This window comes from Pseudoalteromonas sp. P80D2, assembly GCF_036680945.1.
Classification (GTDB): Bacteria; Pseudomonadota; Gammaproteobacteria; order Enterobacterales; family Alteromonadaceae; genus Pseudoalteromonas; species Pseudoalteromonas shioyasakiensis.
Map to the genome: position 1 here is coordinate 152,622 of NZ_JAZDAR010000037.1, position 11,830 is coordinate 164,451.

General features: G+C 44.6%; 11 protein-coding genes. All 11 read right to left on the minus strand.

Going from position 1 to position 11,830, the window contains the following annotated elements; all coding sequences use genetic code 11:
* Nucleotides 1–139 precede the first annotated feature (139 nt).
* The 11 genes from VRK28_RS10990 to VRK28_RS11040 all read right to left on the minus strand — a co-directional run bounded on the left by VRK28_RS10990 (nt 140) and on the right by VRK28_RS11040 (nt 11,657).
* A complete protein-coding gene (locus VRK28_RS10990; RefSeq protein WP_054552333.1) occupies nt 140–868 on the minus strand; it encodes a response regulator in 729 nt (242 codons plus the stop codon).
* A gap of 37 nt (nt 869–905) precedes the next feature.
* A complete protein-coding gene (locus VRK28_RS10995; protein ID WP_062566305.1) occupies nt 906–2,528 on the minus strand; it encodes an ATP-binding protein in 1,623 nt (540 codons plus the stop codon).
* Nucleotides 2,529–2,542: 14 nt separating this feature from the next.
* Nucleotides 2,543–4,081, minus strand: coding sequence for a tripartite tricarboxylate transporter permease (locus VRK28_RS11000; protein WP_054552331.1), 1,539 nt, complete (start codon nt 4,079–4,081; stop codon nt 2,543–2,545).
* 3 nt (nt 4,082–4,084) lie between these two features.
* Complete coding sequence (locus VRK28_RS11005; RefSeq protein WP_054562934.1) at nt 4,085–4,549, minus strand: tripartite tricarboxylate transporter TctB family protein; 465 nt, start codon at nt 4,547–4,549, stop codon at nt 4,085–4,087.
* A 9-nt stretch (nt 4,550–4,558) separates the two neighbouring features.
* On the minus strand, nt 4,559–5,524 hold the full coding sequence (locus tag VRK28_RS11010; protein ID WP_370316435.1) for a Bug family tripartite tricarboxylate transporter substrate binding protein: 966 nt from the start codon (nt 5,522–5,524) through the stop codon (nt 4,559–4,561).
* A 12-nt stretch (nt 5,525–5,536) separates the two neighbouring features.
* Nucleotides 5,537–6,778, minus strand: a complete 1,242-nt coding sequence (locus VRK28_RS11015) for an OprO/OprP family phosphate-selective porin (protein WP_054552329.1) — start codon at nt 6,776–6,778, stop codon at nt 5,537–5,539.
* Nucleotides 6,779–7,004: 226 nt separating this feature from the next.
* Nucleotides 7,005–7,664, minus strand: a complete 660-nt coding sequence (locus VRK28_RS11020; protein ID WP_054562936.1) for a 3-oxoacid CoA-transferase subunit B — start codon at nt 7,662–7,664, stop codon at nt 7,005–7,007.
* Nucleotides 7,665–7,675: 11 nt separating this feature from the next.
* Nucleotides 7,676–8,383 carry a CoA transferase subunit A gene (locus tag VRK28_RS11025; RefSeq protein ID WP_063527828.1) on the minus strand — a complete coding sequence of 236 codons (708 nt, stop codon included), beginning with the start codon at nt 8,381–8,383 and terminating at the stop codon, nt 7,676–7,678.
* Nucleotides 8,384–8,392: 9 nt separating this feature from the next.
* Nucleotides 8,393–9,154 carry a 3-hydroxybutyrate dehydrogenase gene (locus VRK28_RS11030; RefSeq protein WP_332393928.1) on the minus strand — a complete coding sequence of 254 codons (762 nt, stop codon included), beginning with the start codon at nt 9,152–9,154 and terminating at the stop codon, nt 8,393–8,395.
* A gap of 4 nt (nt 9,155–9,158) precedes the next feature.
* The gene (locus VRK28_RS11035; RefSeq protein WP_130167369.1) at nt 9,159–10,346 is read right to left on the minus strand and encodes an E22 family MetX-like putative esterase; all 1,188 of its coding nucleotides are present in this window, start codon (nt 10,344–10,346) and stop codon (nt 9,159–9,161) included.
* Between the two features lie 9 nt (nt 10,347–10,355).
* Nucleotides 10,356–11,657: a GntP family permease gene (locus VRK28_RS11040; RefSeq protein WP_054552324.1), complete on the minus strand. Its 1,302-nt coding sequence runs from the start codon at nt 11,655–11,657 to the stop codon at nt 10,356–10,358.
* Nucleotides 11,658–11,830: the final 173 nt, after the last annotated feature.

Below are 11,830 nucleotides of genomic sequence, written 5' to 3' on the forward strand. Positions count from 1 at the left end.
TCGAAGTCGCTTAAAATGCAATCAATTTTATAAAATTTTTCTATGCTCAGGATAAGCGGCACTTTTTAACGTGCCGAACAATGAGTTTATGCTACTAAAATCGCTAATTTAGCACTGATTTGGCTATTAAATGATGCGATTAGCTACTTGTCATTTTATAACAGCGCTCAGGTCGCCCGATACTTCCATAGCTCTGATCAGCACTGACTTGCTCAGCTTCAAGCAAGTATTCTAGGTAACGACGGGCTGTTGAGCGGCTTACGCCGACTAAATCACCCATTTGCTGAGCAGTAAAAGCCGTGCCAATATTCGCTTTAAAAGCTTTTAAGATCTTTTGTAAAGTAAGCTGATCCACCCCTTTTGGCAACCTGACTGGGGCTTTTAACTGTTCTTGCGATCCAAATAAAGTATCGACCATAGATTGGGTTACTTCATCGGCATCTGACAAACATTGTTGCCTTGCTTCGAATCGCGCCAACGCTTGATCTAAACGATTTAGCATTAATGGTTTTACTAAGAAGTCACAGGCACCAAGTTGCATGGCTTTTTCCAGTGTTTCTACTTCTTTTGCTGCGGTTAATAGCATTACTTCGCTTTTCATTTCTTCGCGGCGTAATTCATTAAGTAAATCAAGACCATTGCCATCGGGCAAATGAATATCGAGCAAAATTAAATCGGCATTAATCGCCGATAATAGCGCTTTCGCAGTGGCAAGATTGCCTGCAATACCCACAACCTGATATTGCCCCTGACGCAGTGTTTGCCGCGCCCCTTGTTGGCCAGCAACGCCATGAGGAAGTAATAAGTATTGCGCCAATAATTGGGCTACTTCTACTTCGTCTTCAACAATGACAACTGAGTAAGTCATGTTCTTTACCTTTTATTTATAGGCTGATCATTTTTTATTATTTTGGAATGTAGACACTTAAACGTGCTCCCATCAGATCAGACTCACCTATTTCTAAACTACCACGACACGAATCTAAGTTGGTTTTAACTAAATAAAGGCCAATACCATGCTCTGCCCCTGACTTAGAACTGTATTGTGGTGTGAATATCACATCCTTGTCATCGCCTAAACCAAAGCCGCTGTCTTCAACATCAAACAATAATGTTTTACTGGTTTCATCAACCGTAACACGAACTTTAGGGGTACGTGTATCGCTAGCTCGAATAGCAGCTTCAATTGCGTTATCAATCAAATTGCCAAGTATCGAGACAACCCGTTCAAGCATATCTTTACGGGTGATCGATCCTAATAAGCTATCTGGATTAAGCTCAAGTATCACGTTTAATTCACGGGCTTTATGGTATTTACCAACCAATAAACCTGCTAGTACCGGATCTTGGATCCTTTCGAGCAAATGATGGATCTGCGCTTGCGAGCCTTTACTTTCTTGACCAATTAACTCAATCGCCTGATCCGTTTGCCCCATCTGAATTAACGCACCAATTAAGTTTAGCTTATTCGAGTAATCATGCGTTTGCACTCGTAATAACTCAGCAAAGGCTTGCACTTTGGTTAATTGCTGCGATAAATATTCAAGTTCATCCGCAGGGCGCATACTCAACAAAATACCATCAGCCTGACCTTGCACTTGCAATGCATATCGCGACAACACAATGCGTTTATCGGCGGCAAATAATTCAAAACCAACAATCGGACGCTGTTGGTTATGCATTAAAAACTCGCTATGTTCAGGAAGTAAGTCTGCAAGTTTAAGTGGTTGATGAATACAGCTGGTCGGTTTACCGAGGATTTCGCAGGCACGTTGATTTAAGTTACGTACATTACCTTCAGGATCGAGGGCGATAATGCCGCTACGAACAGTATTCAAAATAGCATCTTGCTCAGAGAACAACCGTGCTATTTCGTCAGGCTGTAACCCAAAAATAGCATTACGAACCCGTTGACCAATATACACCGCGGCCAAAATACTTAAACCTACTAACAACAAACCCCAAAGCATAATTTCAGCACTGCGAGCACGAATAAGCGGTTCAATTGATTGCACTAAAAAGCCAACCGATACCAAGCCGATGACTTCGCCTCGCTCTGAGAGCACAGGGACTTTGCCACGAATAGACTCACCCAAACTCCCTTTTGCAATTGACACATACCGCTCACCACGCAGCGCCGCTTTACTATCACCACCCACCATCGGCTTACCTAGCTTGTCGGGATCTGGGTGAACAATGCGGCGGGTATTCTTATCGCCAATCACGATAAAGCTAGCTGCGGTGAGTTCACGAATATGCTCTATTTGCGTATTTAACTCATCAAGCCCTTGCTTGGTTTGCAATGCATTTTGCACGTCATCCCGTGAGGCAATACTGGTTGCGAGCGCAAGCGCTTTATCACCCATGTGGTTATGTAAGCTTTCTGCGGTGATCTGATACACCAATGCGCCAAACAATACAGCCTGTAAAACACATAGACCGGTAACCCAAATAATGAGTCGCGTTTCTAAGCGCTTGGGTTTTTTAACCACATGCTGAAATGGGTTTAGCTTATTGGTGTATCTCATATCAGTGCCTTGTTCTACGCATGTTGCTCTGCTTGCGTAGCTGCTTTTTCTTTACGACGTTGGACAATATAGTCTTTCAGTGGGAACAACAACACTAAGATCGAAATCACAAAAATACTCAGTGTTAATGGGCGGTCCCATAAAAAGCTTAGTGAACCATCTGAAATCATCATGGCACGGCGGAAGTTTCGCTCAATCATATCACCGAGGATAAAGCCAAGTAATAAAGGCGCCATCGGGAAAGCTAACAATCGAAGCACCAAGGCCACCAGCGCAAAGCCCACCATCATAAATAAATCAAAGGTGTTAAATGACACTAAATACACACCAATTAAGCTGAAGAATAAAATCATCACTGTCAGCACAGATTTAGGCATTGCCAACACTTTAGCGAAATATGGGATCAACGGCAGATTCAAAATCAGCAGTACAATATTGCCAAAGTACATACTGACAATGACAGCCCAAAACACGCTTGGGTTTTCTTGCATTAACATAGGGCCCGGCTGAATACCGTAAGCAATTAATGCACCTAGCATGATCGCTGTTGTACCAGAGCCTGGAATACCTAAAGTCAGTAATGGTACAAATGAGCCCGTACAGGCAGCATTATTAGCAGACTCGGGTGCGGCTAAGCCACGCATTGAGCCCTTACCAAATTTATCTTTCAGTGCCTTTGGAGCAAGGTTACGCTCAGTGGCATAGGCCATAAAGCTAGCAATGGTTGCCCCTGCGCCCGGTAACACACCGACTATAAAACCAAGTAAAGATGAGCGCCCAACCACAGGAGCCATGTCTTTTACTTCTTCTTTAGTCAGTTTTGTTGAGCCAATTTTTGGCGTATCAGGATCATCAATTTTTTTATCTGGTTCAGCTTCAGGGCGTGCCACATTAATCAACGCCTCAGCCAACGCAAACGTTGCCATTGCTACTAATAAAAAGCTAATACCATCTAATAAATCAGCTTGGCCAAAAGTAAAGCGCTCGGTACCTGAAGAGGGATCAATACCTACCGTTGCCAGCATCAAACCAAATACCGTCATCATCATGGCTTTTAAAAATTGTCCTTTATTAGAGAACGCAGCGATAGCCGTTAAGCCTAAAAACATCAGTACAACATAATCAGGCGACTGAAAACTTAATGACACTTTCGCTAATAATGGCGCAGCCACCATCAATAAAATGGCGCCAATCGTCCCGCCTATAAAGGATGAATAAGCCGCAATCGCAAGGGCTTTACCTGCCTTACCCTGCTTTGCTAGCGGGTAGCCATCAAACGATGACGCTACCGTACCCGCCACACCCGGCGCATTAATCAAAATAGAAGAAGTAGAGCCACCGAATATAGCCCCATAGTAAACACCGGCCATTAAAATCATGCCCGAATCAGCACCGATGCTGTAAGTGATCGGGATCATCAACGCAATCGCAGTAATTGGACCAAGGCCTGGTAGCATACCAATGAACGTGCCAACAAAGCAGCCTACGATCACATATAACAAGTTGTTCCAGTCGAGTACGGTCGACAAACCTAACATAATTCCATCAAGCATAACTTAACTCCACAGATTGCCAGGTACTAAGTAAATGCCCAGTACTTGTGTCATTAAAAACCAAAAAACCACGGCCACAGGCACTGAAGCAAACAACAACACTGCCTTACGGCGTTCGCCCATGATAAAAAAGCCCGTAATTAAAAATGCACTGGTGGCAATTAAAAAGCCGAACGGTTCAAGCATGGCGCTATAAGCAACCATTAAAACCAACAATGCAAAGGTACGTAGTAAGTTGCCCTTACTGAGTAGCTCTGCTTTTTCTGCAGGCGCTTGCTTTAATAAGTTGGCACCAATCGAAAGTACACACACCACGATACCAAATACTGCATACACTTTTGGTAAGGTTGCAGAAGTAACGCTTTCGTATTCTTCAAATGGCATAAGTGGAATTTGCCAAGCCACAAGGGCGTAGAGGGTAAAGAGGACCAAGAATAAACTTGGTCCAATTAGTTCACGGTTTAACATCGTCTAACCTTAGCCTCGGATAAAACCAAGCTCTTTCATTACAACGCGTAATTGCGCTTCTTGCTGCTCAAGCGATTTAATAAACGCTTCTTTTTCTTGAAATAGATTTAGCCAACCATTGCGGGCACGAACCGCTTCCCATTCAGGGGTTTGTTGCAACTTACGTAGCTTTTCTGTGTACTCGGCAAGTTTGTCTGCTGGTAAATCTGGGGTTGCAAAAAAGCCGCGCCAGTTTACGAACTCCATGTCGTAACCTAGCGACTTTAAGGTTGGAATTGCTGGGTAATCTGGCAATTTATCTGCAGAAGTCACCGCTAAAATACGTGCCTGACCACCATTAGCGACTTCGAGTGCCTCACTTAAGCCTGTTGAAAGTAAGTTGACCTCACCCGACAGTAAACCAGCTTTCGCTTTACCACCGGCATCATAAGGAATGTAACGTAATCGACGACCATCAAGACCCGCCGCTTTAACCGCTTGTGCAGCCACTAAGTGATCCATGCTGCCGCGCGCAGAGCCACCTGCTACTTTTACAGAGCCTGGGTCTTTTTTCATTGCATCAATAACGTCTTGCCATGTTTTAAATGGCGAGTCATTGCGCACAACAAATGCACCATAATCAGCAATCATGCTGGCAACTGGCGTTAAATCGCGATAGCTGTAAGGAATTTTGCCTGATAATGCACGCAGAACGATAGGCGTTGAGTTAACCATCAACATATCGCCTTTTTTAGTGCCCGACTCAATCAGGTATGCAATTGCACGGCCACCGCCGCCGCCCGACATATTCTGAAACGATGCATTATCTTCAATGCCCGCTTTTACCATTGCTTCACCGACACCACGTGCTGTGGTATCCCAACCGCCGCCTGGGCCACCCGGTACCAAAAAGTGTAAGTTTGCTAATGCCAGTGGGCTGGCTACTAATAATGAAGCTGCTAAAACAGATCTTTTTAATGATTTAAACATAGTCATAATGCACGACTCCTAAAATAAGTACTGCATACGAGCACTGATGCCCATACCTGAATCTTCATCACCTACCAGCGTAGAAGCACCGGCACCATCAACATCGCTGTAAATCAGGTTGCCCATAAATTTGATATCGCTGCTTAGGTAATATGATGTGCCTAATGTATAAGTGGTTACGTCAGTACCTTGCTGTTTGCTGCTAGCATTCATTTGTGACACACGTGCAACCAGCTCCCATGCATCTTTAATCCCTTTTGGTTGTACAAATAGCGCTGAACCTGCTTTGTAACGGCGCTGCTCACCGCCTAAGAAGTAACTTGCCGAGACATGAAAGCCATCAAAACGCTCACCATCAAGTTCGTTACTACTATCGACCGTATCAAGGTAACGGCTGGCATATTCAGCCTCTAGAGTGAATGCATTTGCTTGGTAGGCAAATTCAAGACCGCTTTGTGACATGCTATTTAGCGCTGCGGTTTCACCACCGACTGCGTAATCCACTAAGCGAACATTGGTTTCACGCACTTCACCACGGGCAAAACGAGCGCTTAAATCATTGTCGCCCATATCACGATAAGAGTGCCAAGCACCTAAATGAATCACATCACCCGGCGCTGCACTTGACCAGGTTAAGCGACCTGTTACAGCCAATGTCAGTTTGTCATCTTCGTCATGGCCCGATGCACCAAACGCATCGTTTTTGTAAACACCCACGGCGTAACGTAAGCCTGAATCTTTAAAGTATTGATAAGCCGAGATACCCCAACGGAAGAAAGGCGAGAAGGTGTTAGCAAGGGTGCTACGCTCAATAGTATTAATGTGTTTAGAACTGGTTAGCGCATTGAGCGACATGTCTTCACGGATTTTACCGGCTTTTACTTTTAAGCCGTTGTCGAATGCATAACGTACCCGCGCTAACACGATTTCAGCCGTGCCTTCAGAAAATTCGAGTAGTAATTTGTGATCCCAGTTGCCATGTTCACTTTCAACATAAGTACGAATACGACGTGGGAAGAAGTCGCTGCCTCCAGCGCCATCATTGTCGGCATTGTAAGCACCGTCGAAATAGTTGTAATCAAGTTGCACGCGACCACCAAATTCTAGGTTGAAGCCGCTAGATGTTTTTAATGAATCCACTTCTTTTTGAAGTGCATCGAGTTGTTGCTGTAGTTGTTCAGTGTCGCTTTGTGCGAATGCTGATGTACTTGCTAACGCCGCTGCAACGGCTAAAGCGAGCTGTGTGTTACTTGCTTTCATGAATTACTCCACACCAGATTATAGTTATTTGTTGTCGTTGATCGGCCTACTGCAAACGGCGATCTGGTTTGGAGCATAGTGTTAACGATAGATTAACGAAATGTTTAGGGGGTAAGTTGCATTGATGGAGATAAATGGCTTTTTGTTCATAAAACTCATGAACAAAAAGCGCATTACTGGGGGTTAGTATAAAATCTAGGCAAATTAGCTGCTTAAAAGTCGCAAACTAGCTAAAAGTCATCTCAGGAACGTCACCAGAGACAATAAGTTTGCCCTGTGTCTTAGCAATAATCTCATCAACCGAGACACCTGGCGCACGCTCTAATAAATGAAATGCACCGTCTTTAATTTCTAAAAGTGCCAAATCGGTGATCACTTTATTGATACAACCAACGCCCGTTAACGGCAAACTACATTCGGTCAGCAGTTTTGATTCACCATGCTTGTTGGCATGGGTCATGGTACAAATAATGTTTTTAGCACCGGCTACTAAATCCATCGCACCGCCCATTCCTTTAACCAACTTTTTCGGGATCATCCAACTGGCTATGTTGCCGTTTTGGTCTACTTCAAACGCACCCAGCACGGTTAAATCAACGTGGCCGCCGCGGATCATGGCAAAGCTTTCTGCGGAGCTAAATATAGCCGCCCCCGTTGCAGCGGTGACCGTTTCTTTACCTGCGTTGATCATATCGGCATCAACTTGGTCTGCACTTGGGTATGGCCCCATACCGAGTAAACCATTTTCAGATTGCAGCATCACTTCGATGCCATCAGGGACATAATTAGCAACCAAGGTTGGAATACCTATACCTAAGTTAACGTAGTAACCATCCTGTAGTTCCATCGCCACGCGTTTAGCGATTTGCTCTCGTGATAATGCCATCAGCGTGCTCCTTATTGATTCTCTTGCTTAGTGGTAACTTTCTCGATGCGCTTTTCAAATTCACCTTTAATCACTCGGTCAATATAGATACCCGGCGTGTGAATTTGGCTTGGCTCTAGCTCCCCTGGCTCAACAATTTCTTCAACTTCAAGAACCGTAATTTTGCCTGCGGTTGCTGCCATCGGATTAAAGTTCATCGCCGTATGACGATAAATGCAGTTACCGTAGCGATCTGCTTTCCACGCTTTAACTATCGCAAAGTCGCCAGTAATGCTTGGCTCTAATAAATAATCGCGACCATTAATATTGCGAGTTTCTTTACCGTCAGCCACCGGTGTACCGACACCCGTTGCGGTATAAAATGCTGGAATACCCGCACCACCAGCACGCATTTTTTCAGCTAAAGTGCCTTGCGGTGTGAGCTCAACTTCAAGTTCACCATTTAATAGTTGCTGCTCAAATAGCGCGTTTTCACCAACGTAAGAGGCAACCATCTTGCTGATTTGCTTGTCTTCAAGTAGCACTCCTAAACCAAAACCATCAACACCACAGTTATTCGATACCACGGTTAAATCACGGGTGCCTTGACGTTTAATTTGCGCAATTAAGCCTTCAGGAATACCGCATAAGCCAAAACCACCGGCTATCACTGTCATGCCATCTTCAAGACCAGCCATCGCTTCGCTGTAACTTGTAACTACTTTATCAAAACCTGCCATTGGCTCCTCCTACTGTGCAGTCCAACCGCCATCAATGGCGATTGCTTGGGCGGTAATATTGCGTGCTGCATCGGCCATTAAAAAGCTAACGGTATGCAGGATCTCATCTAAGCCGATAAATGCTTTTTTCGGCATCGGTGCTAACATAATTGTGTCGATCACTTGTTGCTCTGAAATGCCATGCTCTTTGGCTTGCGAGGCAATTTGTTGCTCCACAAGCGGTGTTTTTACATAGGCTGGGCACACAGTATTAATCGTGATGTTGGCATCACCCGTTTCGAGTGCCATGGTTTTAGCAAAGCCGATTAAGCCATGTTTTGCAGCGATATAAGCAGACTTATATTTAGACGCCACCATCGCATGAATTGAGCCAATATTAATGATACGACCAAAATCTTGCTCACGCATGCGAGGGAGTACTGCCTTGGTCATCATCGCCGGGCCAACGAGCATAACTTGCTGTAAGAACTGCCACTTATCAGCCGGAAAATCTTCAAGCTTTGCCACGTGCTGAATACCCGCATTATTAATAAGTACATCAATTGGCTGATTAAGCTCAGTGAAAAACTGCTCAATTGCATCACTGTCTGCCACATTAAGTGCATACCCTTCGGCGCTACCACCTTGCTCAACAATGCCTGATGCCGCTTGCTGTGCTGCTTGCTGATTTAAATCAGTCACAATAATAGTGTGACCTTGCATCGCCAGTTGCTGGGCAACATATAGACCAATACCACTGGCTGCACCGGTAATTAAAACTGTTTTGCTCATCGGGCTACTCCTCTAAAAACTCACTGATAAGCTGCGCTTTCGTGGCGATTGAGAAAATGCCATCAAGGTGTCCCCAACCCCCTTCAATTTCTGAAATCTCAACGTCTTTACCTGCCGCTTTCATGGTGTCAAACACGGTGCGCATGTTTTCAGGGCGAAGCAGTAAGTCGTTCGTTGCAGGTAGCAATAATGTTTTGGCAGAGACATTTTTAAGTGCTGTTGTTAAATCACTTTGCATGCCAGCGGTAAATAGTTGTGATGCCCGGACCAAATAAAGTACATGGTTGGCATCTTGCGTTTTCGCTCGTGCCATTGCGCGCTGAGCGAGTACTTGGTTTAACTTAGGCAAGGTACGAATATCTTTTAATGCGCCTTCATCTAATACATTAAAGTCAGGGAAGCTCGCGTTATAAATAATTGGATGCATCGCATCTTGCGTAATATTAAGCATGGTTGCTGCTAAGCCATCTAGCGGGCGCTCTTTGCCGTAGTAATTACCTTGCTGCCAATTTTTATCTAAACGAATTGGTAACGCCCATTTTTCAAGGGCAGCGACTGTCCATGCATCCATAGTTGCAGCGCCAATCACATGAATTAAACGCTCTACTTTATCTGGGTAACGTGTTGCCCACTCAAGTGCTTGAAATGAGCCCATTGATGCGCCCATCACAGCATGTAATTTAGTGATACCTAGGCTGTCGAGTAAACGCTTTTGCACATTCACAAAGTCAGTAATCGTAACCACAGGGAAATCCAAACCATAAGGTTTACCTGTTTTTGGATTAGTTGACGCAGGGCCTGTGGTGATGACATTTTCATCATGCCAGTTGGCATTCACTAGGGTATCTGAGCTAATCACATAATATTTATTCGTATCGATAGCTTTACCTGGGCCGATAATCGCATCCCAATAACCCGGTAGGGCGTCATCCGCTTTATATTTACCTGCAGCATGAGAAGTACCAGAGAAATAGTGAGTGATTAAAATCACGTTATCTTTATTGGCGTTTAGCTTTCCATAGCTTTCCCAGCCAATATCCACTTGCTCTAAAGTCACACCAGACACAGTGGTAAAATCTCTTGTCGTAAAATGCTGTTTTTCCACCAGCATGGTGTCGGCTTTGTTTGCAGCGCCAAACGCAGTGCTACTAAATACAACCAGCCATAGCAAAATTATTAATTTGGTTTTCATTGCTGTTCCTTAAAAGAAAATAAAGAGTCCGAGTGCCAATGCGACACCGATAAGCGGAATAACCGCTGTCAGAGCAGCCATTGACCAATACGCTCGCTGATGCGTTTCTTTACAGATAGCGCGTATTGTTGTGACCACATAACCATTATGCGGCAAGGTATCTAGGGCTCCAGAGCTTATTGCCACTACACGGTGTAGTTGTTCAGGGTTTACACCCATATCTAAATAACCCGGCGCGACAAGTGGTAATGCAATGGCTTGCCCGCCAGAAGCAGAGCCAGTTAAGCCGGCAATTACACTGACCGCAACTGCAGCACCAACCAACTCATTCCCCGGCATATGGGTCATCACATCGACAGCGGCGGTAAATGCTGGTGATACTTTCGCCACAGCGCCAAAGCCAACCACAGCAGCGGTATTACCGATTGCCACTAAAGCGCCGGTTGTACCAACATTAATGGCGTTACCCATATCGTGAAAATGCTTGAAGTTAATAATCACAATACTCAGTACACCACCAAGTAAGGCAACAATAAGCGCTGTTTGCTGTAGCACATCATGTAGCGTAAATGATAAAAGTAGCACCACGATCAGCGGGATCACACCCGTAATTGGATGCGGACGACGACGCTCAATAATGACAGGATCATCATCGCGCGCTTCAAAGGTCTCGCCGTTAGCAACGGCCTTTTTGATCATCTTGTTTAACCAAAAGTAACCTGCTGTCGCCATGAATATAGCCACCACTAAGCTCACTTCCCAAGCCGCATAGGGTGACGTACCAAGGTGTTTAACCGGGATCCAGTTTTGAATTTCTGGCGAGCCTGCCGAGGTCATGGTAAAGGTCACCGAACCAAATGCTAGTGTTGCTGGAATAAAGCGGCGCGGTAAGTTTGCATCTTTAAACAGACTTAATGCCATTGGATAGACAGAAAACGCAACAATAAAGACGCTCACGCCACCGTAGGTTAAAACTGCACAGGCAATCACAACCGCAAGAACGGCGTGCTTCATACCTAGTTTACCCACAATGTAGCTCGCAACACTGTCTGCAGCACCGGTGTCTTCCATGAACTTACCGAATAAAGAACCTAGTAAGAACATAAAGAACCATGCGCTTAAGAAGCCAGCAAAGCCATCCATATAGGCGTTAATAAAGTTTGTATCTGCCGATACAGGGAAAATGGCCATGCCACTACTAAGTGCAACTAACAGTGCACAGATTGGCGCAGCGATAAATAAATTTACCCCACGCAGCGTTAAAATGATCAGCAGTATTAAACCGCCTAACAGTCCTATCATGCTCAGCATAGACATTCCTATAATTATTGTTATTACACAGATGAGGTGACATCGGAATAATGCTTTCAGTCTTACCCTAAGCGTTCAAAAAATACATAACACTAAGGTACTATCTGCTTTAAAAATAGCTTAATTGCTTGATAAATAAAGGGCTATGGCGGGTATAGCACTATGGTACTAAT

What these genes read in the sequence shown, in the direction of transcription:
- VRK28_RS10990 (WP_054552333.1), bottom strand. Translation starts at nt 868, where the DNA reads ATGACTTACTCAGTTGTCATTGTTGAAGACGAAGTAGAAGTAGCCCAA.
- VRK28_RS10995 (WP_062566305.1), bottom strand. Translation starts at nt 2,528, where the DNA reads ATGAGATACACCAATAAGCTAAACCCATTTCAGCATGTGGTTAAAAAA.
- VRK28_RS11000 (WP_054552331.1), bottom strand. Translation starts at nt 4,081, where the DNA reads ATGCTTGATGGAATTATGTTAGGTTTGTCGACCGTACTCGACTGGAAC.
- VRK28_RS11005 (WP_054562934.1), bottom strand. Translation starts at nt 4,549, where the DNA reads ATGTTAAACCGTGAACTAATTGGACCAAGTTTATTCTTGGTCCTCTTT.
- VRK28_RS11010 (WP_370316435.1), bottom strand. Translation starts at nt 5,524, where the DNA reads ATGACTATGTTTAAATCATTAAAAAGATCTGTTTTAGCAGCTTCATTA.
- VRK28_RS11015 (WP_054552329.1), bottom strand. Translation starts at nt 6,778, where the DNA reads ATGAAAGCAAGTAACACACAGCTCGCTTTAGCCGTTGCAGCGGCGTTA.
- VRK28_RS11020 (WP_054562936.1), bottom strand. Translation starts at nt 7,664, where the DNA reads ATGGCATTATCACGAGAGCAAATCGCTAAACGCGTGGCGATGGAACTA.
- VRK28_RS11025 (WP_063527828.1), bottom strand. Translation starts at nt 8,383, where the DNA reads ATGGCAGGTTTTGATAAAGTAGTTACAAGTTACAGCGAAGCGATGGCT.
- VRK28_RS11030 (WP_332393928.1), bottom strand. Translation starts at nt 9,154, where the DNA reads ATGAGCAAAACAGTTTTAATTACCGGTGCAGCCAGTGGTATTGGTCTA.
- VRK28_RS11035 (WP_130167369.1), bottom strand. Translation starts at nt 10,346, where the DNA reads ATGAAAACCAAATTAATAATTTTGCTATGGCTGGTTGTATTTAGTAGC.
- VRK28_RS11040 (WP_054552324.1), bottom strand. Translation starts at nt 11,657, where the DNA reads ATGCTGAGCATGATAGGACTGTTAGGCGGTTTAATACTGCTGATCATT.